Annotated in this window: 20 protein-coding genes; 17 read left to right on the top strand and 3 right to left on the bottom strand. The window is 50.9% G+C overall.

Annotated features, from left to right (window positions below; genetic code table 11):
* Positions 1 to 119: 119 nt before the first annotated feature.
* Positions 120 to 1,163 (bottom strand): SIS domain-containing protein, encoded by a 1,044-nt coding sequence (locus tag ACE41H_RS12535; RefSeq protein WP_375355603.1) that lies wholly within the window; start codon positions 1,161 to 1,163, stop codon positions 120 to 122.
* A 785-nt stretch (positions 1,164 to 1,948) separates the two neighbouring features.
* Here ACE41H_RS12535 and fba point away from each other — a divergent pair.
* The 9 genes from fba to ACE41H_RS12490 all read left to right on the top strand — a co-directional run bounded on the left by fba (position 1,949) and on the right by ACE41H_RS12490 (position 11,939).
* A complete protein-coding gene (gene fba / locus ACE41H_RS12530) occupies positions 1,949 to 2,815 on the top strand; it encodes a class II fructose-1,6-bisphosphate aldolase (protein WP_375355602.1) in 867 nt (288 codons plus the stop codon).
* Positions 2,812 to 3,777: a 1-phosphofructokinase family hexose kinase gene (locus ACE41H_RS12525; RefSeq protein ID WP_375355601.1), complete on the top strand. Its 966-nt coding sequence runs from the start codon at positions 2,812 to 2,814 to the stop codon at positions 3,775 to 3,777. Before fba ends, ACE41H_RS12525 begins: the two co-directional genes overlap by 4 nt.
* A 326-nt stretch (positions 3,778 to 4,103) precedes the next feature.
* Positions 4,104 to 4,904 carry a DeoR/GlpR family DNA-binding transcription regulator gene (locus tag ACE41H_RS12520; RefSeq protein WP_375355600.1) on the top strand — a complete coding sequence of 267 codons (801 nt, stop codon included), beginning with the start codon at positions 4,104 to 4,106 and terminating at the stop codon, positions 4,902 to 4,904.
* A gap of 76 nt (positions 4,905 to 4,980) precedes the next feature.
* Positions 4,981 to 6,273 (top strand): ABC transporter substrate-binding protein, encoded by a 1,293-nt coding sequence (locus tag ACE41H_RS12515; RefSeq protein WP_375355599.1) that lies wholly within the window; start codon positions 4,981 to 4,983, stop codon positions 6,271 to 6,273.
* A 15-nt stretch (positions 6,274 to 6,288) separates the two neighbouring features.
* A complete protein-coding gene (locus tag ACE41H_RS12510; protein WP_375355598.1) occupies positions 6,289 to 7,224 on the top strand; it encodes a carbohydrate ABC transporter permease in 936 nt (311 codons plus the stop codon).
* A gap of 18 nt (positions 7,225 to 7,242) precedes the next feature.
* Positions 7,243 to 8,067 (top strand): carbohydrate ABC transporter permease, encoded by an 825-nt coding sequence (locus tag ACE41H_RS12505; RefSeq protein WP_375355597.1) that lies wholly within the window; start codon positions 7,243 to 7,245, stop codon positions 8,065 to 8,067.
* An 18-nt stretch (positions 8,068 to 8,085) separates the two neighbouring features.
* The gene (melA, locus tag ACE41H_RS12500; RefSeq protein ID WP_375355596.1) at positions 8,086 to 9,387 is read left to right on the top strand and encodes an alpha-galactosidase; all 1,302 of its coding nucleotides are present in this window, start codon (positions 8,086 to 8,088) and stop codon (positions 9,385 to 9,387) included.
* Between the two features lie 59 nt (positions 9,388 to 9,446).
* Positions 9,447 to 10,349 carry a carbohydrate kinase family protein gene (locus tag ACE41H_RS12495; protein ID WP_375355595.1) on the top strand — a complete coding sequence of 301 codons (903 nt, stop codon included), beginning with the start codon at positions 9,447 to 9,449 and terminating at the stop codon, positions 10,347 to 10,349.
* Between the two features lie 51 nt (positions 10,350 to 10,400).
* The gene (locus ACE41H_RS12490) at positions 10,401 to 11,939 is read left to right on the top strand and encodes a right-handed parallel beta-helix repeat-containing protein (RefSeq protein ID WP_375355683.1); all 1,539 of its coding nucleotides are present in this window, start codon (positions 10,401 to 10,403) and stop codon (positions 11,937 to 11,939) included.
* Positions 11,940 to 12,037: 98 nt separating this feature from the next.
* Here ACE41H_RS12490 and ACE41H_RS12485 read toward each other — a convergent pair whose 3' ends face one another.
* Positions 12,038 to 12,577: a TetR/AcrR family transcriptional regulator gene (locus tag ACE41H_RS12485; RefSeq protein WP_375355594.1), complete on the bottom strand. Its 540-nt coding sequence runs from the start codon at positions 12,575 to 12,577 to the stop codon at positions 12,038 to 12,040.
* 167 nt (positions 12,578 to 12,744) lie between these two features.
* Between ACE41H_RS12485 and ACE41H_RS12480 the strand changes: the two genes are divergently transcribed.
* The gene (locus tag ACE41H_RS12480; protein WP_375355593.1) at positions 12,745 to 13,665 is read left to right on the top strand and encodes an alpha/beta hydrolase; all 921 of its coding nucleotides are present in this window, start codon (positions 12,745 to 12,747) and stop codon (positions 13,663 to 13,665) included.
* 512 nt (positions 13,666 to 14,177) lie between these two features.
* Positions 14,178 to 14,882 (top strand): nuclease-related domain-containing protein, encoded by a 705-nt coding sequence (locus ACE41H_RS12475; RefSeq protein WP_375355592.1) that lies wholly within the window; start codon positions 14,178 to 14,180, stop codon positions 14,880 to 14,882.
* A gap of 180 nt (positions 14,883 to 15,062) precedes the next feature.
* Here ACE41H_RS12475 and ACE41H_RS12470 read toward each other — a convergent pair whose 3' ends face one another.
* Positions 15,063 to 15,323 carry a Spo0E family sporulation regulatory protein-aspartic acid phosphatase gene (locus ACE41H_RS12470; RefSeq protein ID WP_375355591.1) on the bottom strand — a complete coding sequence of 87 codons (261 nt, stop codon included), beginning with the start codon at positions 15,321 to 15,323 and terminating at the stop codon, positions 15,063 to 15,065.
* A gap of 215 nt (positions 15,324 to 15,538) precedes the next feature.
* Here ACE41H_RS12470 and ACE41H_RS12465 point away from each other — a divergent pair, with 215 nt between their 5' ends.
* The 6 genes from ACE41H_RS12465 (at position 15,539) to phnE (ACE41H_RS12440) (ending at position 21,109) form a co-directional block, all read left to right on the top strand.
* The gene (locus ACE41H_RS12465; protein ID WP_375355590.1) at positions 15,539 to 15,985 is read left to right on the top strand and encodes a pyridoxamine 5'-phosphate oxidase family protein; all 447 of its coding nucleotides are present in this window, start codon (positions 15,539 to 15,541) and stop codon (positions 15,983 to 15,985) included.
* A gap of 111 nt (positions 15,986 to 16,096) precedes the next feature.
* On the top strand, positions 16,097 to 16,981 hold the full coding sequence (locus tag ACE41H_RS12460) for an NAD(P)-dependent oxidoreductase (RefSeq protein WP_375355589.1): 885 nt from the start codon (positions 16,097 to 16,099) through the stop codon (positions 16,979 to 16,981).
* 310 nt (positions 16,982 to 17,291) lie between these two features.
* Positions 17,292 to 18,380: a phosphate/phosphite/phosphonate ABC transporter substrate-binding protein gene (locus ACE41H_RS12455; RefSeq protein WP_375355588.1), complete on the top strand. Its 1,089-nt coding sequence runs from the start codon at positions 17,292 to 17,294 to the stop codon at positions 18,378 to 18,380.
* A gap of 102 nt (positions 18,381 to 18,482) precedes the next feature.
* Positions 18,483 to 19,295 (top strand): phosphonate ABC transporter ATP-binding protein, encoded by an 813-nt coding sequence (gene phnC, locus ACE41H_RS12450; RefSeq protein WP_375355587.1) that lies wholly within the window; start codon positions 18,483 to 18,485, stop codon positions 19,293 to 19,295.
* The gene (gene phnE, locus ACE41H_RS12445; RefSeq protein WP_375355586.1) at positions 19,288 to 20,103 is read left to right on the top strand and encodes a phosphonate ABC transporter, permease protein PhnE; all 816 of its coding nucleotides are present in this window, start codon (positions 19,288 to 19,290) and stop codon (positions 20,101 to 20,103) included. The genes phnC and phnE (ACE41H_RS12445) overlap by 8 nt, the downstream gene beginning before the upstream one ends.
* 199 nt (positions 20,104 to 20,302) lie before the next feature.
* Positions 20,303 to 21,109 (top strand): phosphonate ABC transporter, permease protein PhnE, encoded by an 807-nt coding sequence (gene phnE / locus ACE41H_RS12440; protein WP_375355585.1) that lies wholly within the window; start codon positions 20,303 to 20,305, stop codon positions 21,107 to 21,109.
* The last annotated feature ends 177 nt before the right edge of the window (positions 21,110 to 21,286 follow it).

Raw genomic sequence — 21,286 nt, 5'->3', positions numbered from 1 at the left:
TGAGGCCAGCCCTCTAAGTCACATGAAAATGGCTTACGGGACTGGCCTTTTTTATTTTTTCGGAAACCGATGGAATGAGGACCGATTAATGAATCCCCATTGCTTAGAGCAACTTTTTCTTACAGCTTAACCCAGGCCACCAGTCCGTCAGGCTGATCGGGGTTGATGCCGTGGCGTTCGGCGTTGGCGAGGGCGGCGATTTGCGGGATGAAAATGAACGGAATGCCCCGCACCGCTGGGTCCAGCGGACGGTCCGTCGTGACCGCGAGGTCAACGATGTCTTGCGGCACCACCTCGGCCCGATCAGCAAACGCGATGACAGTGGCTCCCCGGTCTTTGATATCGCGCATCAGGTTGCGCTGATGATCGATGCCGCTGTCCGACAAGGCCGCGATCACGAGCGTATCCGGGCCCACCGTCACCATCGGACCGTGGCGCACGTCGAGCAGATGGTAGGCGTGGGCCTGCGTCTTGGCGATTTCGGTCAAAGCGATGGCACCCTCGGCGGCCAGTCCTTGCAGCTCGCCGTCTGCCAGCACGACGGCGTTCGTCCAGGCAAAGTCGGAGACACGGCGGATATCGTTCTCCACACGTGTCATGTAGGCTTCGCCCTGGTGAATAGCCGCCTGCATGTCGGCAATCAGGTCCTCGTCGCCGGCAAGGAAGGCGGCAAGCAGCAGGTTGGCCGCATACAGATTCGTAACCGTGCGGGTCTGGCAGACGCTGTCGTCGAAGGCCCAGGGCAGCTCCAGGGCAAAATCGGCCCTTGCGGACAATGGAGAATTCGTTACGCAGGAAATGGACAATACGGGAATGCGTTCTTCCGACTGGATCAGACGCAGCGCTTCAATCACTTCGCTGGTGCTGCCCGACCGTGACGGTGCGATGGCCAGGGTGCCTGCCAGCATAGGACGGTAGCGATCGGCATGGAGCATCAGATCACCGGCGGCCAGGGAAAGCGCAGGCAGGCTGGCGCGTAAGCGGAAGGAGAAAGCGGCCGCTTCACTCAAGCAATAGCTGGAACCGGAACCGACGAAGGTCACGGAGGTGACTGCCTGTTCACGGACAAAGGCGGTAAATTCAGCGCGCTTCGCCACCATATATTCGAAGGTCTGCTGCAGGGCCTTGTATTGGCCTTTGATTTCACGATACGTCAAACTCATAAAGATGTACCTCCCGGAAATGGATTAATTATGACGCCTTGTGTCAATTTTATAATTTTTTCAATCAAAAATGCAATAGTAATGATTGATACAATCAATATTATGAGCTTATATCCACGAAAAGAGCAATAAAATTTTACAAAGTGATTGATTTAATCAAAACAAACGATTATTATGATCACAAGCACAAGATTTATCCAATCATCCATTAATCAAAAGTCATTTGTTTCAAACATTCGCATAGTGGAATGGATCCAAAAAATAACGTGAACGTTGGTGACGGCAGATCAGAACGGATAAGCTAACGGACCAGAGCGACCTTATTTGCCTGGAAAGACGCCGTTTTCATTTCTAACGGACAGGAGAGCTGCTATTTGCTCAAAAAGAGCCGGATACGTGCACATTAATGCCCAATAAGGTCTGTGGTGTCCGTTACAGCTTCGAAAACTGTTGATTTCGCAGAATAACGGCACTGTGGTCCGTTAGATTGGCTTTACGGTACGATCAACAGCTGTGGTCCGTTAGATTGGCTGTGCGGCACGATCATCAGCAGTAATCCGCTAGGATTGGCTTTTCGATACGATCGCAATTGCAGCTGCAGTCGCAGTAACAGCTCCTGTTGTGGTCATGGCCCATACCTCTAAACGTGATTACCGGATCGTTCCACTAATGAGAGGGAGGTGTTAAGCTCGCTCAAACCCGCCGCTATACAGCCCAATAAAGGGTCACCTAATGAACCTTTTGTACCCGGCATGCGGCCATACCTTTCAAGGGGGAAAAAAGATATGCCACTTATCTCGTCTACTGAAATGCTGCAAACGGCGCGCAGGGAGAAATACGCCATCCCCGCTTTCAACGTGCACACCCTGGAAATGCTGCAGGCTGTCGTAGAAGCGGCGGTTGAGTCGGAATCCCCGCTCATTATTCAATCCACAGTGGGCACCGTCAAACATTTGGGGCCGGATTACATCGCCCATGCGGCCAAAACCGCGGCGGACCGGACGGATCTGCCCATAGCGCTTCATTTGGACCACTGCACTGATTTTCCTACAATTATCCAATGCGTACGCGCCGGTTACACCTCGGTCATGATTGATGCCTCCATGTTTCCTTTCGAGGAAAATGTGAAGCAAACCTGCAAAGTGATGGAAATCGCCCAAGCTTCCGGCGTGAATGTGGAGGCGGAACTCGGCAAGGTTGGCGGTGTCGAGGATGACATCGTCGTGGATGAGCGGGATGCTTCGCTGGCCGATCCAGAAGAATGCGCTCTTTTTGTTGAACGTACCGGTGTAACTACGCTTGCGCCCGCCATCGGAACCGCCCACGGCATTTACAAGGGCACGCCGAACATTGATTTTGAGCGGATTGCGCGCATCGCGGATCGCGTGGCGGTTCCGTTGGTGCTGCATGGCGGGTCGGGCATTCCGGCCGAGCAGATTCATCAGGCGGTCGCGCTGGGCATGTCCAAGGTGAACATCGCCACCGAGCTGCGCATTGCGTTCTCCGACGCGATCAAAGGCGTATTTGCGGAGCATCCTGAAGAAAACGATCCGCGTAAATACATGGTTCCGGCGAAGGAAGCGGTCAAACGGCTGGCTATGGAGAAAATGCGGCTTTGCGGGTCCAGCGGCAAAGCGGGCGTGGCCAGATGATTACTAGCGTTACACTCCATGCCGCCATCGACCGGACGTATTATGTCGATAAGTTCAGCGTGGGTCAGGTGCAGCGGGTGACCCGTCAGGTCGATGAACCAGGCGGCAAAGGCAACAATGTTGCCAAGGTGATTCGCCAGCTCGGCGGTCAGGTCACAGCCACCGGCATCATCGCTGGCAGTAATGGCGTGTTTATCGAGAGCAGCCTGATGGAACGGGGCATCCAGACGGCCTTTGTCCATGGACCGGGAGAGTCGCGGGTCTGCCTCAATATTCTGGATGAGTCCAGCGGAACGTCCACCGAGCTGCTCGGGCAGGGAGCGGCCATAACGGAAACGGAAGTTGAAGCGATCAAGGAAAAGGTACACCAGCTTGCCTCGCAATCCACCGTGGTTGTGCTGTCAGGCAGTTTGTCCGCCGGTGCGCCGGAAGGCTTGTATGCGGATCTGATCGGCATCGTGCGTTCCACTGGTGCGCGAGCCTTCCTGGATACCAGCGGAAGGGCCTTCAGCGCCGTGCTCGACGCAACGCCTCGTCTCGACGCGATGTCTCGCCACGACGCAATGCCTCACTTCGTGAAGCCGAACGAAGAAGAGCTGTCCGGCTGGCTGGGACACATACCGCAGGAGCTAAGCGAATGGACACGGGCCGCGCAGATGCTGGCGAACCGGGGAATCGCCGAGGTATGTGTAACACTGGGCAGCCGCGGAGCCTTGGCGATTCTTGACGGAGCAGGTTATCTGGTGACACCGCCGGCCATTCAGCCCGTGAATACTGTGGGCTGCGGTGATGCCTTTGTGGCAGGTATGGCGTATGCGGAAGAACGCGGCGATTCGGCCGCAGACAGGCTGCGTACCGCCGCTGCAGCGGCTGCGGCGAATGCGATGTCCGCGAAAGCGGGCGATATCGACTACCGTCTTTTCCGGGAATACGAGCAGCAGGTGCAGGTTACAGCTCTGTGAAGAGTCCGGCAAAAGTGTGCGGTGCACGTTTTTCTAACAGGATGCGGGTTCACTTTGGTGTATTGCAATCCACCCTTTCATCCTCCACAATAGAGCTAACACGGGTTGTAATAGCCCAGATATATTAAAGAGGATGTTCAAAAAGTCATCTTTTGATCACGAAGTAGAATCAAGGAGCTTACTCGACATCGAATCTTGAATTCAGCCGGGCCTTCTGTTGCTCACGTAGGCTCTACCTACGCTGAGCTACTCAGTCCCTGAGCTTCATTCAACCTTCTCGGTGCTGAAAACCTGACTTTTTGAACTCGTATTTAAAGGAGAGACATATGCAATATTCAAAGGGTGAACTTCGCAGAGCGAAAACACTGGAATTAATAAAAGCGCGCGGAAAAATATCGCTGCAGGAGATTATTGAGGCCATCGGCTGCTCGGAAGCGACCGCAAGACGCGATCTGGACGTGCTGGAGAAAGCGGGCGGCATTATCCGCACGACCGGTGGAGCCATTTACGAAGGGGCGCTGATGCCGTCGGCCGCAGAGCTGCCTTTTGCCGCCAAACATGATTTCCAACGGCAGGACAAGGAGCGGATTGCCGAAGCTGCAGCTGCCCTGGTGCAGGAAGGGGACATTATCTGTCTCACCGGGGGAACAACGACGTTTTTTATTGCAAAAGCGCTGAAAAAACACCGGAATATCACGATTGTCACCAACGCGGTGAATATTGCTTTTGAGCTGGCCGACGCGGAAGATATTCAGGTAGTAGTGATCGGCGGCGTGATGCGGGCCAAGAGCTACGAGCTGAGCGGTCCGCTGGCGGAGAACGTGATCGATAAAATCAACATTACCAAAATGTTTCTTGGGGTGGACGGAGTGTCTCTTAATCACGGGTTTACGATGCATTCCGAGCTTGAAGCCCGTATCGCCCAATTAATGATAGAACGTTCCAGCGAAGTGTATGCTGTATTCGATCAAAGCAAGCTGGAGAAGAGCGCTTTGTTTACCATTACTTCCCTGAATCAGGTGACAGGGGTAATTACGAATAAACAGCCGGAGGGATGGTTTGAGCAAGCGTGCCGGGAGCAGCGGATTGCCGTACATACACCTATGGACCACACCGCTTTTATCTAATGGCTTAATGGCGCTTATCCTCAAGTAACCTCCCCTTCATATGCTGGCTAATTTGCAGAATTAGGGGGATATGCAAATGCGATTTTCCAAGTATATGCTGATCATCATGACGGTTTGCGTTGTATTCGCTGCAGCGGGGTGCGGAGGCCCTTCCACGTCCGGCAGCGATACACCCGCAGACCCGCAAGGCAAGGTGAAGCTGGTCTTCTGGAGCCATCAGGAAGATGGAATTGTAAACGCATACAAAAAGCTGATCGCCAAATACCAGGACACACATCCTGATGTAACCATTGAGTATCAGACCTTTCCGTATGACGTGTACAACCAGAAGCTGAAAGCTTCATTCTCCGCGAGACAACCGCCCGATATCGCCGAGTTTTTTGGTACCTGGGTTCCCGAATATTCCAAGAACAATTTGCTCGTTGAAATCCCTGATAGCGAAAATGTAAAAAAAGCCTACTATGACGCGCCCCTTGGCGGGTATATGCGGGATAACAAGCTGTACGGGCTGCCGCTGGAATACAACATTGAAAACGGCGGCATGCTGATTCATCCACAAATGCTGAAGCAGCAAGGCTTCGATCAGCCGCCGTCCACCTGGAACGAGCTTGTGGATTATGCCCAAAAACTGACTGTGCGCGAAGGAGATGTCATTAAAGTCAAGGGCTTTGATTTTGTATCGACGGACAATATCACTTTTACCTTTTTATCGCTTATTTTGCAGCAAGGGGCAAGCTTCTGGGGAGAAGGAGGACATGTGAATTTCAATACTCCAGAGGCGCGGCAGGCGATGTCGGCCCTGGTCTCGCTTGTGGCTGAGGACAAAGTCACGGATTTGACCGCGTTTGGCGGGGAGCTGGATACCTCCGATCATTTCTTTCGCGGCAACTCGGCCATGACCTATCGCGGCCCTTGGACGATTTCTGCGGGCATCAACAACTACAAGGTTAGCGATTTTGAATACGTGCCAGTGCCGTCCTTTACGGACAGCCCGCCTGTTTTTGCCGCCGAATCCGGCTGGGGCCTTGCGGTGGCGAAGCAAAGCAAACAGCAGGAGGCTGCGCTGGATTTCATCCAGTTCATTTCGGAGAAGGACAACCTTGAGGCGTGGAATACAGATACCTTTACCGTCCCTGCCAAAAAAGAAATCGCCGAAGACCCGGCATTTCAGAGCAGCAATCCTTATATGAAAACCTCGCTGGCAGTGCTGCCGTTAGGCCAATGGATTGGCCCTGTGGCCGACCGGGACTACTTCTTCAAGCAGGTCAACGACAATTTTCAGTTGATGGTCAGCGGGCAATTGAATGTGGAGGCCGGATTGGCGAACATCGAAAAGGCTATCAATGATAGCCAGGATCAACATAAGTGATAAGGGGGCTCGGGCATGAGTGTTGCTGTACCAACCGACAAGACGAAGGGACTTAAAGCGGCGGGACAGGCGGCGGGGTACAGGGCAAAACGGAGGTTTATCATCATATCACTGGTGCCGATTCTGCTCCTGTTCGGGGTGTTCGCTTTTCTTCCGATTGCGTGGAGCCTTGGTTTGTCCGTATTCAAGTATGACCCGCTCAGCTCAAATGCGGTGTTTGTGGGGGCAGAGAACTACAGCCGTATGCTGCAGGACGCCGTTTTTCTAAAGTCGTTATGGGTCACATTCAAATTCGTCATCATCACCGTGCTGGTCAATATCGTCTTCACGCTGCTAATCGCTGCGGCCATTCAGCGGGTCAGAATCCCGTGGCTCAAAAATTTGTTCCGGACACTGTTCTTTCTGCCAACGATCGCACCACTCGCGGGCACGGCTATCGTATGGAGCACGATGTTCAATTACAACAACGGCCTGTTCAACATGGTGCTGGCCAAGCTGCATATGGCCCCGATCCAGTGGCTGAGCGATCCGCATTATGCGCTCTATTCCGTCATTTTAATGACCTTGTGGGCAGATATTGGCTATAACATCGTACTTTTTATTGCAGGACTGGACTCCATTCCCGATATGTATTATGAAGCAGCGATTCTGGAGGGTGCAGGCCGGTGGCATATCTTTTTCCACATCACCTTACCACTGCTGCGCAGAACGCTGCTGTTTGTCTCCGTGACTACGGTCGTTTCCTATTTCCAGGCCTTCCCGCAATTCCAGATCATGACAAAAGGGGAGCCGTTCAACGAGACACGTGTGCTGGCGCTGCACATTTATGATCAGGCCTTCTCCAACTCGAACATGGGATATGCCTCGGCGATGGCGACCGTGTTTCTCATGATCATTCTGCTCGTGACTTTGCTGCAACTGAGATGGGGACGTACGCAGTGGGAACATTGAGAGGGGGAAAAGAAGCTTATGCCGCATAAACGCAGTGTTTGGGATGGAGTGCTGATCGCTGTGCTGGCAGTGGCGGCCTGTATTATGCTGCTGCCTTACGTCTGGATGGTGCTGTCTTCGCTGAAGAGCAATATGGAGATCGTGTCAGGCTCCGGCGGGCTGTTTCCCCAGCAGCCTAGCCTGGAGGGATACCGGACGGTTTTTCAAGATGCGCCATTTGTCACGTGGTTGTTGAACAGCCTGGTGACCTCCGTAATCATCACGGCTATCACCTTGCTTACCAGTTCTCTGGCCGGCTATATTTTTGCCAAACATCAATTTAAAGGGAAAAGGCTGCTGTTTATTCTGATTCTTGCGACGATGATGATTCCGTTCCAGGTCATTATGATTCCGACCTATCTGATCACAGCCGAGCTTGGATTGGTTAATCATCTGCTGGCGATCATTTTGCCTAATCTGGTCAGCTCCTACGGCGTGTTCCTGGCCAAGCAGTTTATCGAGGAAATCCCGCAGGATCTGCTGGAGGCGGCAAGAATAGATGGCGCGGGTGAGTTCAGGCTGATGCTGCGCATCATTTCGCCGCTCATCATGCCGATGCTATCGGCTCTGGGCATATTCACATTCATGAACTCCTGGAACAACTACCTGTGGCCGCTGATCGTGCTGAATGATGAGAGCAAAATGACCGTTCCGCTCGCCTTGGTCTATTTTAACGGAACCCACCAGGTCAATTACAATGTTGTCATGTCCGCAGCGGTTCTGATTACGATACCGGTTATTACTGTGTTCCTGATCTTCCAGAAGCAATTCATTAAAGGCCTGACGATGACAGGTATGAAATAAGGGGCGAGGAGAAGAGCTATGACGAAAATTTCAATTATCGGTGCAGGCAGTGCGTTTACCCGTGAGATCGCGATGGATATCCTTCTGATTGAAGGGCTGGAGGGCGGTACGATCGCTTTGGTCGATATCGACGAGCGGCGGCTTGAGCTTGCGCGCAGACTGGTGCTCAAGATCGTGGAGATGACGGGGAAAAAGTGGGAAGTCATCGCCTCCACAGACCGCAGGGAGGTCATCAGCGGCTCGCAGTTTGTGATCAACCAGATTGAGGTTGGCGGGCTGGAGACGGTGCGATACGAATATGAAATTCCGCTGAAATACGGGGTCAAGCAATGTATTGGCGATACACTGGGACCGGGTGGCCTGTTCAAGACACTGCGCACCCTTCCCAGCTGGATCGAGATTGTCCGGGACGTTGAGGAGCTGTGTCCGGACAGCATGATTTTGAACTATACCAATCCGATGTCTGCGGTCACACTGCTGACTTCCCGCATCACGGACATTCCTGTGGTCGGTCTCTGCCATTCCATCCAGAATACGTCCGCTCAACTGGCGGAATACGCTGGGGTTCCGTATGAAGAGATGCACTGGAGAGCTGGCGGCATCAACCACATGTCCTGGTTCGTGGAGCTGACCCATGCCGGGCAAGATCTGTATCCTGTACTGCTGGAAAAAATTAAGGACCCTGAGCTGCTGCTGCAGGACCCGGTCCGCTTTGACGCCATGAAATATTTGGGAGCCTTCGTCTCGGAATCGAGCGGCCATTTCTCGGAGTATATTCCATATTACCGCAAGCGCCAATCACTCATCGATCTGCACTGCAGCACCGGCTATAACGGAGCCACAGGCTTCTATGCCGACAATTGGCCGATTTGGCGCAAGGAGAACGACGAGCAGATTGTCCAGCAGCTCGAAGGCACGCTGCCGCTCGAAATGCAATCCAGTAATGAGTATGCGGCTGTGATCATTGAAGCTGTGTTGAAAAACGAGACGAAGGTCATTTATGGCAATGTTCCCAACCGGGGGCTGATCGAAAATCTGCCGGCGGACGGCGTCGTTGAGGTGGCCTGCCTCGTTGACCGGAAGGGTGTTCAGCCGACCCGTTTCGGGAAACTGCCGGAGCACCTGGCTGCATTGTGCCGCTCGAACATGGCCTTTTTCGATCTGGCTGTGGAAGCTGTGCTGAGAAGCGACAAGGAAATGGCCCGCCATGCGCTGATGGTGGACCCGCTGACCGCAGCCGTATGCTCCCTGGATGAAATCGGCAGCATGTTCGAGGAGCTGTATGAGGCGGAACAAGGCTTTGTTCCGGTATTGAAATGATGCGGTCCCCAGGGTCGAGGGAGACAAGCCCTGTTGTTGTCGTCGCCGGTGAACTGAACGTGGACATCATTGTGTCCGGAAATGATGTTATGCCGGAATGGAACCGGGAAAAGATGGTCGACGGCTTCGAGGTCGTGCTCGGCTCCTCATCGGCGATCACAGCCTGCGCACTGGCCAGCCTGGGAGCGGATGTGCGGTTCGTCAGTGTGGTGGGAGACGACGATTTTGGCACCTTCTGTACGGGTGAGCTGCAACGCATGGGTGTCAACACGGAGCACGTCACCCGGCTTCCGGGCATCAAAACAGGCGTGACCCTGTCCTTATCCACGCCTGCCGACCGGGGATTGTTAACCTATGCCGGCAGCATCCCGCTGCTGACCCCGGATTATATCCCGGAGACGCTGCTGCGGCAGGCCGAGCATCTGCACTTCGGCTCCTATTATTTGCAGGATGGTATGAGGCCCCACTGGCTGGAACTTTTTAAAAAGCTGCGTGCGGACGGGATCAGCACGTCCTTTGACACAGGCTGGGATGTGGCCAATCAATGGGACCGCGAGGGGATCAGCGCGCTGCTGGCGGAAACGGAGCTGTTCATTCCCAGCGAGGATGAACTGCTGCATATTTTTGCGGCGGACCGGGTCGCCAGTGTGCTTGAATCGATGCTGCCTTCTGTCGCTGGTATGGTGGCAGTCAAGCAAGGCTCCAGAGGCGCTTCGCTGCGCGAGTCTGACGGAAGTGTGATATCGGCAGTGCCTTATGTAGTGACCCCGGTGGATACGACGGGAGCAGGTGACTGCTTCAACGCGGGAATCATTTACGGCTATCTGCTCGGTCGTCGCGGTGAGGAGCTATTGCGGTTCGCCAATGCGTGTGGGGCGCTGTCGACGCTCGGCATTGGAGGCACTGGAAGCCTGCCGACAGTGGAGGCCGTTCTCCGTTTGCAAGCTGGAAATAATCGGTGAATACAGGTTATCATTTACGAAACCAAATTGAACAATGGGAGTTGAGGAATGATGATGAAACTCGGGAAAATTTTGCTGGCAGGTTTAAGCATGGTTGTGGGGATTGGTCTAGCTTCTGGAAATGTGCAGCCTTCTGCTGCCTCTGCGGCAGGTACTGAATATTACGTGGCGACGAGCGGCAGCGACACCAATGCGGGAACGAGCGACGCTCCGTGGAAGACGCTGCAGCACGCGGCTGACACGGTTCCTGCAGGCAGCACGGTCTATGTGCGGGGCGGTGTATACAACGAGAAACTGAAGATCACCCGCTCCGGCTCCGCTTCTGCGGGCCCTATTGTGTTTGCCAATTATGACAATGAGGCACCAATCATTGACGGCAAAGGACTTGCGGTCAGCGGATCCGAAGGGCTGGTCGAACTGAACGATGTGAATTATGTTACCGTGCAGGGGTTTGAAATCCGCAATTTTACTACGGCTTCCAAGAATGCGGTGCCTGTAGGCATTTATGTTCATGGAGCGGGCGGTTTCATTAATCTGTCCAACAACAAAGTTCATGATATCAAAAACACAGCAACTCCGAGCGGCAGTGATCGGCTGGGCCGGGACGCTCACGGCATCGCCGTGTACGGAACGAAAGCACCCGATTCCATTCACGACCTTACGATCAGCGGCAATGAGCTGTCCAATCTCGTACTGGGCTCCAGCGAAGCGCTGGTTTTGAACGGCAACGTGGATACCTTTGCGGTGACGGACAATATTGTTCATGATAATGACAATATCGGGATCGATCTGATCGGTTTTGAGGGAACTGCGCCGAATGCCGCTTACGATCAGGCGCGCAACGGTTTGGTAAAGGGTAACCGGGTGTACAACAATACTGTTAAAAATAACCCATCTTACGCGAAAGACGACAACTCGGCTGGCGGCATTTATGTGGATGGCGGCAAGGACAGTGTGATCGAGCAGAACTACAGCTACAACAACGACATCGGCGTCGAAATTGCTTCCGAGCATGCCGGCAAATCTACCAGCAATATTACGGTCCGCAGCAATGTGATCTATAACAACCGTCTGACCGGTATCGCCATAGGAGGTTATGACACCAAGCGCGGCTCGACGGTAAACTGCAAGATCGTGAACAATACGGTGTACAAAAACGATACTTTGAACGATTATAACGGCCAGCTACTCGTGCAGTATGATACACAAAATAACGTGATCAAAAACAATATTTTCGTGGCCAACTCCACGGATGTGTTGTTCTACAATGAATACACCAAAAACTCCGGCAATGTTGTGGATTATAATTTATATTCTGCTCCGGGCGGCAGCTCGGATGCAACCTGGACCTGGAAGAACAAGGAGTATACGGGATTCTCCTCGTACCAAAAGGGAACCGGCAACGATGCGCATTCTCTGTTTGCCGATGATCCTAAATTCGTGAATGAGGCGGGCGGCGACTTCCATTTGCAGCCCTCATCTCCGGCGATTGATGCCGGGCACACGGACACCGCCATTATCGGAACAGGGGATATTGACGGAGAGTCCCGGGTGAAAGGAAGCGCCGTGAATATCGGTGCTGACGAGTAAACCTTATAATTTAGAATGAAAACAGTGCGTACCGACACTCGCTCGGTGCGCACTATTCGCTTTTATGATGTTAATCACTTAGATAGAATTTAGGGAATCTAAATATGTTTTTTATATAACTGCACAACTTGTGTTGCCACAGTTTCAACATCACTGTTTATTTCCCCCAGCACATATGATTCCAATACTCCCATGGTTGCCGTCCCTAAAAACTTTAAAAAAATTTGCTTATCAACCATCAGGTGCGAATCCTTATTTATCTTTTTATCGATTTCCCCCATCGTAAAAGACAGCAGCTTTTCGCGAAATGATGTAGCACCTTTACTTTTAAACAATGCGGCAAACATAGGTTTATGCTGCTCAAAATAAGTAAACCATACGATCGCCCCTTCTATAAGGCCTAAGTCTTTTTTTTGCTCACATATGTCTCGTAATTGTGCGATATGCTCATCCACAATCTTATCCAACAGATCATATTTATCCATGTAATGCAGGTAGAATGTTTTTCGTCCAATATTAGCTTGTTCTGTAATACTTCTAACCGTAATCTTATCAAAACCTTCCTTGACTAACATTTGCAGAAAAGCCGATTGAATAGCCTGGCGAGACTTTAAAATTCTGCGATCTATTTTCTCCACACAGCGGTCCTCCTATATTTTGTACACAATGAAAGCAATATGAGTATTAACACACAGATTGCGTAATGCGGTCATTGAATCAGATGCACCTTTATTATAATTTAATATACATAAGAAAATTAATACTCACAAGTGTATTTAAAACAAGAATAAAGGTGGTTTTAACTGTGACAGTTACGAAAAAGAATGTAAAATTTCGTGCACATGGGCTGCAAGTGGCAGCGATTCTAAATTTACCGGAACATGCTGAGGAAAAGAGGCAACATCCAGCCATCGTATGTGTTCATCCAGGCAGCAGTTGTAAAGATCAGACGGCGGGTATTTATGCGGAGAAACTTGCTGAGCTGGGTTATGTAACGATTGTATTTGATGCGTCCTATCAAGGAGAAAGCGAAGGTGAGCCTCGTTATGCCGAATACCCGGCTGCGCGTATTGAGGATATTCGGTGTGCGGTTGATTACCTGGTTACACTGGATTATGTCGACGATAATCGGATTGGCGTGTTAGGTGTTTGTGCAGGCGGCGGGTATGCTGTAAATGCAGCTATGACAGAGCGTCGCATCAAAGCAGTTGGTACAGTCGTCGGTGCGAATATCGGCCGTGGATATCGTGAAGGCGATCCTATTCAAGTTTTAGAGGAAGTTGCTCGACAACGCACTGCCGAAGCGCGCGGCGCCGAACCTCTGGTTACACGATGGATTCCTGACAGTCATGCAGAAAGAGAAGAAGCTGGTATGACGGATATCGATCTTGTAGGGGCGGTTGATTACTACAGAACACCAAGAGGCCAGAGCCCTAACTCTCCGAACAAATTGAAATTCACCAGCACGGGCTCGATCATCGGCTTCGATGCTTTCCATTTAGCAGACAGTCTGCTGACGCAACCTTTGCAAATCATTGTCGGTGGCGTACAAGGAGCGTTTGGTTCATACAAGGACGGCCATGAGCTTTATAACCGGGCAGCTTCTGAGAAAAAAGATTTGTTCGTTATAGAAGGAGCAAGCCATTATGACCTGTACGACAAGCCAGGACCAGTTAGTAAAGCTGTAGATAAATTAGGTGCTTTCTATAAAGAAAACCTTTATTAAACATACGAATATCGCACTGTTATGATTTTCACGGTAACTCTTTTCCGTTTAACTTGGGAAAGCGTGTGGCAGAAGGACCCGCAGTGGGTTTATGTGGATCTTGGTGCGAGGGCCAAGCTGTCCAGGATGGAAATCGAATGGGAGGGTGCCTATTCGCAGGGCGGATTGACTTCCGAGCCCATTTCGGGAGAGGGGCGCTACGTCAGAGTATTCAGCACCAAGCGTGCGCAAGAGGCATACGGTCTTTCAATCTGGGAATTCAGGGTATATAAATGGTGTCAATTGCGGAGTTGAATGTATATAACTGAGCTGATTGTATTAGGGAAATAGTGGACCCCGCCAGGTGATATAGAGTTTCACCTGGCGGGGTCCCATTTTTTAAGATATCAAAAAGTGTAACTTCCCGGTATGAGCTTCCTGATATCGCAATAAAAACTACTGCTAAAGGCAGTCTTATAATAGCAGCAGGATGCCGATATAGAATATAGAAGATAATAGGGAGGACTAAAAATATGTTCAAGAAGCTCTTATCCTTATTCATATCAGCCAAAAATCCGGTCAAGAAAAAGTCAGCTCAAGCTGCGTCAAATCCGTCAGCACCCAAAACCAGGCCAAAAGTAAAGTCAACCCGCATCGGTGAACTGGGGGAGCATAAAATTAACATTCAACTGGATCAACTTCCGCAGGGCTGCAAGTATCTTAGCGATCTATTGCTTACCAATCCCAAAGCCCGCTCGGGTTATTCACAAATTGATCATGTTGTAATTACACCTCTGGGAATGTTCGTCATTGAAACAAAGAATTATAACGGTGAGATCAAGGGTAGCAGGAAAGAGAAGAACTGGAGAGTCAGCAACCGGTTCGATATGTATAATCCATTTATGCAGAACTACGGACATATTCAGGCGGTCAAAGGTCATTTGGGAGGTTTTGAGGGGATTCGTGCTATATCTATAGTCTCATTTACCATGCGCTGCAGATTCAGTGTCAATCCGGAGCTCCGACAGATCAATTCCGATGAGCTGATCGTGTATGATGTGGAATTATCAGAGTACATTCAGCGCAAACTGAACCGGCTGCAAGCGCAGCATGAGGGTGAGGGTCCGGGGTATTCTGAATCGGATATTCAATCCATATACGATGTTCTAAAAAAGGCTAATATTACATATCCGGCTGTAAGAGCATTACATATCAAGCACGCGAAGACTGCCAAGTAACGTTGTTATTAAATTTATGTATCAACACAACATGCTAAGGATGTAAAATTGATTTGGCTTCTGTCTAAAATTCGTATGAAAAGTAAGATGTGGCAGAAGCCAATGTGATTTTCCAAATAATATACATATTCTAGTAGTTCTCCCAAGCTCGTAGGTTTCGAACAGACGACAGACCTGCAATCAACTTAACGAAATGGCGAAGGGGCTGCAGTACAAGTACGAGTGACCCGGCAAAAGTTCCTCGCGCAAGAGCTGACCGCTTCCCGCAAAACGGCTTTCGGCTCGTGTATGGAATTTCCGGTTGTATTCGTTGATAAGCTCGTCCAAAACCATCGATTGCCTGAGAACAGAGGAGTGAGATAATCCGTATATTTGCTCCAGCTCATAAAGCTGTTGTCTGGATTCTTCGATTTTCAGACTTAAGTTCTCCTGTTCAGGCACACGTATCCCTCCTTTCATTCACATAACCCTTAGTTTAGGTGCTTATGCCTTTATTTAGGAGAAAAATATTTAAGAATGAGATATTTAAGTTGATAGAAAGCAGCTTTGGAGCTGATCTCGGCATTAAACCGAGTATACTGCATTTTGGGATATATATGTTGCATGATATTATCGAGATAAGTCGGGAAAGGGGCATGCTTGTGGAGGAAATACAGATGAGTAAGGAGCTGTTCGGTCTGCTTGACGGCAGCAGACTGGAAAGCAAACAAGGGGAAGCGATGATGCTGCTTACCGTCACGGATGATCATTGGCCGCATGTCGCGATGATCAGCGCGGGTGAGATCGTGGCGCTCAACAGACGGCAACTGCGGCTCGCACTCTGGTCTGGTACCACAACGACAGGCAATGTGATCAGAACCGGGAAAGCCACGCTGGCGGCGTTTGCCGATGGGAGGGCGCATTATGTGCGGCTCCTGCTTGAGCAGCTCCCGGAGCTGCCTGATGCGGAATATCCGCGCGCTCGTTTTACGGCGACGGTCGCCTCGTCCAGAGCGGATACAGCGAAGTATGCGGATATTCTAACAGGCGTTACCATCTGTTTGAAGAATCCTGCAGAGGTGCTGAAACGATGGGAGAAAACGCATGAAGAGCTTATGCGGTAAATAAAGAGCCGGGTCAGGCTGCATTTACCTGCCGTCAGCCCAATGGTATGATTTAGAAAAAAAGTTTATGGTGTCATGCCGAAACGGATATGAGGAAATGGAGGGATTTTAATGACCAGCAAGCTGGAACAAGCAACGGTAGGTTTTATTGGAACAGGGGTTATGGGCAAGAGCATGGCCCGTCACATTATGAAAGCGGGTCACAAGGTCCATGTATACACGCGGACGGCAGCCAAGGCTGACGATCTGGTACAGGAGGGAGCGGTGTGGCAGGATACCCCTGCCAGGCTGGCAGCCGAATGTGATGTGGTCATCACGATGGTCGGATATCCCCAAGATGTGGAGCAAATCTATCTGGGTGAGGACGGCCTGATCACCCACGCCCGCAGCGGCGCTTACCTGATCGATATGACAACCTCCAGTCCGCTGTTAGCACAGCGGATTCATGAAGCCGCAGCCGCGAAAGGGCTGCATGCACTGGATGCTCCCGTATCCGGCGGGGATATAGGGGCAAGGGAAGCGAGATTGTCCATTATGGTCGGCGGCAATCAGGAGGATTACGAGGCGGTACTGTCGATCCTTAAGCTGATGGGTACCAATATTGTGCTGCAGGGTACGGCCGGTGCAGGACAGCATACGAAAATGTGCAATCAGATCGCGATTGCCTCGAATATGATTGGCGTATGCGAGGCGCTTGCTTACGCCAATCAGGCGGGGCTGAATCCGGAGCAGGTGCTTAAGAGTATCGAGAGCGGAGCGGCGGGAAGCTGGTCGTTGAGCAATTTGGGGCCACGCATGATCGCCGGCAACTTCGAGCCTGGCTTTTATGTGAAGCATTTTATCAAGGATATGGAAATTGCGCTGGAGTCAGCCAAGGAAATGGGCATGGATACCCCGGGGCTGACCTTGGCGGAGTCCTTGTATCGGCAGTTGTCGGAGCTGGGCTATGATGAAAAAGGAACACAGGTGCTGTACAAGCATTGGGTACAACAGTAAAGAAAAAGATGCTGTAAAAAATGAAAAACACTGCTCACGCTGAACTGCCCCCTTTCAAGTAGACAGTAAACAAAAAGTAATATTAAGGCAACCTGAGTCCGGTATTTATATATAGGCTCAGGTTGTTTAATTTGTGTTGAAAAACGTTGATGGGTTATAGACATATATTGAAATTCGTTATTACAATAAAAGTAAAATTTTTCATTCTTTTTACATAGAATTAACCCCTCTCTGATACTTTGAAAGTATGATAGTTCATGTTTCGAAGCGATTGCATGATTACAATCCATTAAAAAGGGGTCTTTCGTGAGTGAAAAACAAATTCATGCTTCTTATCCTGTCTGCTTTGATCATCGGGCTGCTGGCCGGCTGTGGCTCAGGCGCTGCAACCACCGGCACCAACGCCTCGGAAAATCAGGCTGCGAACGAACCGTCTGGCGGGGCTGCTTCCGGAAACAAGGAAATTCAAGAGCTGAAAGTGAGCTTTGTGCCATCCAAGGATCCGGAACAAATCATCACGATAACCGAGCCGCTCAAAGAGTTGTTGAAAAAACAGCTGGAAACCGAAGGCTACACGGTAGGCAACGTTGACATTAATGTGGGAACGACTTACGAAGCGGTTGGGGAAGCCCTGGCAGCCGGTACAACGAACGTCGGTTTTATTCCGGGCGGTACATACGCTTTGTATGATGATGGCGCGGACGTGATTTTGACAGCAACCCGTGCGGGGCTGTCTAATGATTCCGATGCCCCCAAGGATTGGAACGGCAATAAACCTACGGAACCAACCAATGAGCAGGTAACCTACTACCGCAGTCTTTTTATAACGGGGCCCTCTGAAAAAGGAAAAGCTCTGGCCGAAAAAGTGAATAAAGGCGAAGCACTGACTTGGGATGATCTGAACAGTGCGAACTGGGCCGTCATGTCTTCTTCCTCTTCTGCCGGTTATATTTATCCGACACTGTGGCTGCAGGATCATTACCAGAAAAGCATTACGGATCTTGCTCATGTGGTCCAATCGGATTCCTATGGCAGCTCCTTTGCCCGGCTGGCAGCAGGGCAGGCGGACATTGTCGTGGCTTATGCTGACGCCAGAAGAGACTACGTGGATCAATGGACAACCGACTTTGGCCGCAAGGGCACCATCTGGGATGAAACCAATGTGATTGGTGTAACGCAGCCGATTTACAACGATACGATCAGTGTCAGCAAAACCAGCCCGCTGATGGATGATGATTTTAAAGCTGCGCTGCAGCGTGCCTTCATCGCCATTGCCCAGACGCCTGAAGGAAAAGAGGTCATCGCGGTTTATACCCATGAAGGCTACAAGGAAGCCCAGGCATCCGACTATGATGGCGAAAGAAAAGCACAGGAGCTGCTGAGAAGCATGAAGAAGTAACAGCTTTCATTGAACATCGCGTTTACAAGTAAACGCTAAATATAACCTAATGAGAACATCGGCGTTGGTTGATGTTCTCATTTTTTGGATTGGAGTATTACCATGATCGAATTTATGAATGTAGAAAAAACTTATTCCAACGGAACGACCGCACTGCGTAACATTAATCTGAAAATCGGGCAGGGTGAATTTGTGGCTGTGATCGGTTTATCCGGGGCAGGCAAGTCAACACTCATTCGCTGCATCAACCGGATGCATGAGATAACAGGTGGCACACTGATCGTGGACGATGTCGATGTGGCAAAGCTGAAGGGCGGGCAAATTCGCCGTTTCCGCCGCAGAATCGGAATGATCTTTCAATCCTTTAACCTTGTGACCAGAACTACCGTGATCAACAATGTGCTGGTTTCCTTTGTGCCTGAGCTTCCGTTGTGGCGCAAATGGACAGGCCTATTTACGAAGGAGCAGAGGATCAAAGCGCTGGAGGCTCTTGATAAAGTGGGAATTCTGGTTAAAGCCTTTGTTCGTGTGGACCAGTTGTCAGGCGGCCAGCAGCAGCGGGTTGCTCTTGCGCGGACCCTTGCCCAGAGCCCGGATATCATTCTTGCGGACGAGCCGATTGCATCACTCGACCCGGTGACTTCGCGGGTGGTGATGGACGACTTCAAAAACATCAATAAAGCCATGAACATTTCCGTCATTATGAACATTCACCATGTGGATATGGCCCTGGAATACGCAGACCGGATCATTGGAATCCGTAAAGGGGAGGTTGTATTTGACGGGGAGACATCCAAGGTGACGCCGGAAATTCTTGACCATATTTATGGCGGCAAATGGGCAGAAGAGAGAGCATCTTTGCAGGAGAGTGTCGCGGAGCAGCTTCCGGCAGGAGGGAGCTCGCTGTATGTTTGACAAAATCTTTTCCCCCCGGCAAATAAACCTGCCCAACGGCAAGGTCGTTCTGCAGAAGAGGTCGCGGACGCCGTTTGTCCTGCTGATACTGGTGATCTGTACAATAGCATCCATCCAATTCACTGACTTTAAAATGGATATAATTTCCAAGCGTATCAGCCAGTTCTTCGTGATTATCGGCGACATGATTCCGCCGAATTGGGGCAGCTTCCCCGGGATTTGGGAGCCCTTGCTTGATACGCTCAAGATGTCCCTGCTCGGCTCCATGATTGGAGCACTGCTGGCTCTGCCCGCAGCCGTGCTGGCTTCTTCGAATATTGTTCATAACAAAGTGATTGTGGTCATCAGCAAGACGGTGTTAAGTCTCCTGAGAACGCTGCCCACACTCGTGACGGCGCTGATCGCAACCTTTATTTTCGGGCTCGGTCCCATGGCGGGAACGGTAGCGATTATGCTGTTTACTCTGTCCTATGTCGGAAAGCTGCTCTATGAGCAAATTGAAAATGTCGATATGGACGCCTTCGAAGCGATGGAATCCCTCGGAATGACGAGGGCTCAGGCCTTTCGTTATGCGACCCTCCCCCAGGTGCTTCCGGGATACCTGTCGACCTCGCTGTTTTGTTTTGAGGGAAATGTTCGTTATGCGGCCATTCTGGGTTACGTCGGGGCCGGGGGGATTGGCCTGCTCATCAATGAGAACCTGGGCTGGCGTGATTATTCAGGTGTCGGCATGATTATTCTGGCGTTAATCGTAACCGTGTATCTGATTGAGACGGTAAGCGAGCATTTCCGGAAAAAGCTAATATAAGTGCGTGTTCAAAAAGTCAGGTTTTCAGCACCGAGAAGGTTGGATGAAGCTAGGGACTGAGGAGCGGAGCGTACTAGGGGGACGTGAGCACCGGAAGTCCCGGCTGAATTCAAGATTCGATGTCGAGTTCGCTTCCTGACTTCCTTCGTGATCAAAAGATGACTTTTTGAACAACCTCTATAAGGGAGAAGTTTGAGTTATGTCGACATTAGAAAAGCAGCTGCTTGCTGCACCACGAAAGTCTCGTTATATCCTGACCGTCACAGCGGTCGTTCTTGTGCTTTTTGTCTGGTCGTTGACGACTGTAAGCTTTCAAGATATGGATCAAAGCGGGGCCCGGATTGCGCTTAATATTTTTAAAGGGCTTTTGCAGCCGGATCTCGGCCTGCTGTTCAATTTCACCGCACAGGGTGTCTTATATTTGCTTGTTCAAACCGTTGCCATTGCTTTCCTTGGTACGCTTGTAGGCTCGGTGCTGGCGGTTCCGCTCGCTTTTTTGGCGGCATCCAATATTGTTCCAAAGCCCGTGTCCTGGCTGACGAGACTTCTGCTCATTACGATCCGGACCATTCCGGCACTCGTCTATGGTTTGATGTTTATCCGTGTTACGGGGCCGGGGCCTTTCGCGGGGGTTCTTACGCTTGGGCTTGTCTCCATTGGGATGCTGGCCAAGCTGTTTGTGGATGCCATTGAGGAACTGGATACCCGCGTGCTGGAATCGATGACCTCGATCGGCTGTACGACATTTGAAAAGATTCGCTTTGGCATTGTGCCGCAGCTGTTATCCATGTTTTCATCAGTCATGATCTACCGGTTTGATATGAATATGCGTGAAGCGTCCATTCTGGGGCTTGTTGGAGCCGGGGGGATTGGCGCGCCGCTTATTTTTGCCATGAGAAGCTATAAATGGAGCGAGGTCGGTTCCCTTTTGATTGGGCTGGTTGTGCTTATTTTAATCATTGAATGGGTATCCAACCAGCTTCGGTCGAAATTAGTCAAAGGATAATGGGGTGGGGGACGCTCCGGGAACGAAGCATTCCCACAATCGCTGTTGTCCCCAAATTTCCTGTAATTTTATTTTGGCTCAACCTAGAAATCAGTGCTTGACGGCTTGGCAGGCCGGTGGGTTGGGTGGCGGATCAATCAACACTCGCAAGTCCGGACGCTTTGCATGATTATCCCG

The sequence above is a fragment of the Paenibacillus enshidis genome, from assembly GCF_042136365.1.
GTDB lineage: Bacteria > Bacillota > Bacilli > Paenibacillales > Paenibacillaceae > Paenibacillus > Paenibacillus enshidis.
Note: the sequence above shows the minus strand (reverse complement) of the source record. Positions and strands in the feature narration are given on the sequence as shown.

Excerpts from the sequence above, each read along its gene's own strand:
- ACE41H_RS12535 (WP_375355603.1), bottom strand. The coding sequence starts at position 1,163 with ATGAGTTTGACGTATCGTGAAATCAAAGGCCAATACAAGGCCCTGCAG.
- fba (WP_375355602.1), top strand. The coding sequence starts at position 1,949 with ATGCCACTTATCTCGTCTACTGAAATGCTGCAAACGGCGCGCAGGGAG.
- ACE41H_RS12525 (WP_375355601.1), top strand. The coding sequence starts at position 2,812 with ATGATTACTAGCGTTACACTCCATGCCGCCATCGACCGGACGTATTAT.
- ACE41H_RS12520 (WP_375355600.1), top strand. The coding sequence starts at position 4,104 with ATGCAATATTCAAAGGGTGAACTTCGCAGAGCGAAAACACTGGAATTA.
- ACE41H_RS12515 (WP_375355599.1), top strand. The coding sequence starts at position 4,981 with ATGCGATTTTCCAAGTATATGCTGATCATCATGACGGTTTGCGTTGTA.
- ACE41H_RS12510 (WP_375355598.1), top strand. The coding sequence starts at position 6,289 with ATGAGTGTTGCTGTACCAACCGACAAGACGAAGGGACTTAAAGCGGCG.
- ACE41H_RS12505 (WP_375355597.1), top strand. The coding sequence starts at position 7,243 with ATGCCGCATAAACGCAGTGTTTGGGATGGAGTGCTGATCGCTGTGCTG.
- melA (WP_375355596.1), top strand. The coding sequence starts at position 8,086 with ATGACGAAAATTTCAATTATCGGTGCAGGCAGTGCGTTTACCCGTGAG.
- ACE41H_RS12490 (WP_375355683.1), top strand. The coding sequence starts at position 10,401 with ATGATGAAACTCGGGAAAATTTTGCTGGCAGGTTTAAGCATGGTTGTG.
- ACE41H_RS12475 (WP_375355592.1), top strand. The coding sequence starts at position 14,178 with ATGTTCAAGAAGCTCTTATCCTTATTCATATCAGCCAAAAATCCGGTC.
- ACE41H_RS12465 (WP_375355590.1), top strand. The coding sequence starts at position 15,539 with ATGAGTAAGGAGCTGTTCGGTCTGCTTGACGGCAGCAGACTGGAAAGC.
- ACE41H_RS12460 (WP_375355589.1), top strand. The coding sequence starts at position 16,097 with ATGACCAGCAAGCTGGAACAAGCAACGGTAGGTTTTATTGGAACAGGG.
- phnC (WP_375355587.1), top strand. The coding sequence starts at position 18,483 with ATGATCGAATTTATGAATGTAGAAAAAACTTATTCCAACGGAACGACC.
- phnE (WP_375355586.1), top strand. The coding sequence starts at position 19,288 with ATGTTTGACAAAATCTTTTCCCCCCGGCAAATAAACCTGCCCAACGGC.
- phnE (WP_375355585.1), top strand. The coding sequence starts at position 20,303 with ATGTCGACATTAGAAAAGCAGCTGCTTGCTGCACCACGAAAGTCTCGT.